The sequence below is a fragment of the Microcystis sp. BLCC-F209 genome (genome assembly GCF_041928595.1).
Classification (GTDB): Bacteria; Cyanobacteriota; Cyanobacteriia; order Cyanobacteriales; family Microcystaceae; genus Microcystis.
Genome location: NZ_JBHFLL010000170.1, coordinates 1 through 2,728, shown reverse-complemented (window position 1 = coordinate 2,728; position 2,728 = coordinate 1). Strand labels below are relative to the sequence as shown.

Genomic DNA, 2,728 nt, shown 5'->3' with positions numbered 1-2,728 from the left:
ATAATACAGTGAGTTCTTTTCTTCTTCCGTGAATTCTAGGTTAATCATGTTTTTAATGAGTGCTTTGCTTCTAATTATGACTCTTAAACTATATTATTGTCCTTGAGTAAAAAATGCAAGTTGTAGCCGTGCAAAGTATAGTTATTCAAGGAGTTTTTGTATGGAATCCACAAAAGAGCGCGGGCAATTAATCATCATTGGTGGAGCAGAAGACAAAGAAGGAGATTGTCAAATCTTGCGAGAGTTTGTTCGCTGTGCTGGCGGGACTAAAGCTAAAATTGCCGTGTTAACGGCGGCAACAAGTGAGCCTCGTTCGGCTGGAGAAGCCTATACCCGAGTGTTTGAGCGACTCGGTGTCGAGGATGTATGTGTCCTCGATACCATTCACAGGGAAGATGCCGACGATCCAGAAAACCTGAAAATCATTGAGGAAGCCACAGGAGCGTTTTTTACCGGGGGAGATCAAGCCCTAATCATTGAACACATCAAGGGAACTCAGCTAGATACCTTACTTCACCAACGCAATCGGGAGGGAATGGTGGTAGGTGGGACAAGTGCCGGTGCTGCCATCATGCCCGATCTGATGATTATTGAAGGAGACTCGGAAACCAACCCACGCATGGACGCGATAGAGATGGGTCCGGGAATGGGATTTCTGCACTCAGTGGTGATCGATCAGCATTTTGCCCAGCGCGGACGGCTAGGTCGCCTGATTTCCGCTCTCTTACAGCAGCCAGCTAACTTAGGCTTTGGCATTGACGAAGATACAGCAGTAATTGTGGACGGTGACGAATTTAAAGTGGTGGGGCGTGGGGCTGTAACAGTTGTCGATGAATCAGAAGCAACTTATGATAATTTAGACGAACTGCTCAAAGATGAAGCGATGGCAGTGTGTGGAGTCAGGTTGCACATCTTACCTCAAGGATTCCGCTTTAACTTGAAAACTCGCAAGCCCGTTTTCTCTCGATCAATAGAGTTAAAGGATAGCAATCCTAAAAAGGAGGCAGAAGTTGAAAGGGAGTAGGTCGGAGGGAACAATCAGTGGTGGCTTGTACCCGCCACTGATTGGAGAATTTATTTAGGGTTTGCTGAATAAATCTAAAAACCTTGTTGGGTAAAACTTTTAGACCTTTTGGCCATCAAAAAGTAATGGTTCTGGGAGTGATCGGGGGAAAATTTCCTGGACTTTTTCCCTGAAAATTAGGTAATTGACCCCCTCAAAATCGGTAAAACCCTACACCCCACACCCAACCCCCCCGATGTCGGGGGGGTTGGGGGGGCACACCCTGCCCCCAGGAAAAACTTTTTGCCGCAAACCCTATTTAAATCAGAAAAATATTGACTCTGAGGTCTAAGAATGAATCACGATCGGGATGATGAAACCAATCTTGAGCGGCGACGAGAACTGCTACATGATGAAGAGGCTTTTCGACTTGATCAAGAAGAGAAACGCCTGCGATCTGCCAGACGAAGTAATACCTTAAATTGGATAATTAATAGCATTTTCGGGCTGGCAGGAATAGTGCAAATACTACTGGTAATGAGGTTCTTGCTGCGTTTGTTTGGTGCGAACCCACAAAATCAATTTGCTCAGTTGATTAATCATCTATCTGCACCTTTCATTGCGCCATTTTCCACCTTATTCATTAGTCCTGCTTCATCTGGTGGAGCAAACATATTTGATGTTAATATTGTGATTGCGATCGTAGCCTATGCTCTCTTGAGCTATACTTTGCACGGCTATAACTTGCATTTTTTCCTCAAATCACTCTAGTATTAGATAATGCCCGCTATCAAAAATGTAAAATTGTTGAATAATTGGCTCTTTCTTTGTCAATAGAATTACTCTATCTGCCGTCTTATTGCCTAATCTAAATTTAATTGAAAGCCTGTGGAAATTTGTCAAAAAGAAATGTTTGTATGGTAAATATTATGAAAACTTTTCCGACTTTTCTTCAGCTATTTATGAATGTCTGAATGATGCCTATCTGAAACATAAAAAAGAACTGGATTCCTTGTTCACTCTAGGATTTCAGAAGTTTAATAAATCTCAGATTATGAACGTCTAACCCACCTTCCGCACTTCTTAACATTCAATTGATAATTTTTACTAATACATTGCTTACAACCCTTTGCCAGTAAAGATTGTAGCTACAATGATCGATTTTCATCAAGGTGAAGAATTGTAATTTGTTTTCTCAGAAAAAATCAATTATTGAAAATGTTCTCAATAGTAGTTTCTACAATGAAGCTTTTTCGTCAAAACATCTTGGGGAATGTAAAAATATATAAAGGTATATGAAGATGTGCGGAATGTCGGGTCTAAAGTATATCAGTTATCAGTCATCAGTAATCAGATGTGAGTTTTCAGTTCACAAGGGCCGAATCTAAGTAGGTAGGCACAATTATTTGTAGGATGGGTTAGCGGTAGCGTAACCCATGCGGGCGTTGGGTTTCATGCTTCAACCCAACCTACGTTTATTTTATATTTAATTCCACACACCTACTTAAAACCTAATTGGTTAAGCTAAAAGCTTTGATGTGCTTAGTTTCTAACCTTCTTTTTAGGTGAGAGAATTGCCAGATTCTTTCTTTTGCCGTTCGGCGAGCTTTTGTCGAACGCTCGCCGAACGGCCGAAGCCTCTTGCATGAGTGACTCTTGCCTTCAGAACCTGATTACTGTTTACTGTTTACTGACCACTGAAAAAAACTCCCATCAACAGTGTCT

The 2,728-nt window shown here is 41.6% G+C and carries 2 protein-coding genes and 1 pseudogene; all 3 read left to right on the top strand.

Translation table 11 applies throughout. The features are described from left to right. The first annotated feature begins 160 nt into the window (after positions 1 to 160). A complete protein-coding gene (locus tag ACE1AQ_RS10505) occupies positions 161 to 1,024 on the top strand; it encodes a cyanophycinase (RefSeq protein ID WP_008206587.1) in 864 nt (287 codons plus the stop codon). A 333-nt stretch (positions 1,025 to 1,357) separates the two neighbouring features. Further along, positions 1,358 to 1,774 (top strand): YggT family protein, encoded by a 417-nt coding sequence (locus ACE1AQ_RS10500; protein WP_039900607.1) that lies wholly within the window; start codon positions 1,358 to 1,360, stop codon positions 1,772 to 1,774. After that, a pseudogene (locus tag ACE1AQ_RS10495) lies at positions 1,765 to 2,069 on the top strand (transposase); the annotation flags it as partial. The gene ACE1AQ_RS10500 and the pseudogene ACE1AQ_RS10495, both read left to right, overlap by 10 nt. Positions 2,070 to 2,728 lie beyond the last annotated feature (659 nt).

Coding starts and splice junctions, on each gene's coding strand:
- ACE1AQ_RS10505 (WP_008206587.1), top strand. CDS start 161: ATGGAATCCACAAAAGAGCGCGGGCAATTAATCATCATTGGTGGAGCA.
- ACE1AQ_RS10500 (WP_039900607.1), top strand. CDS start 1,358: ATGAATCACGATCGGGATGATGAAACCAATCTTGAGCGGCGACGAGAA.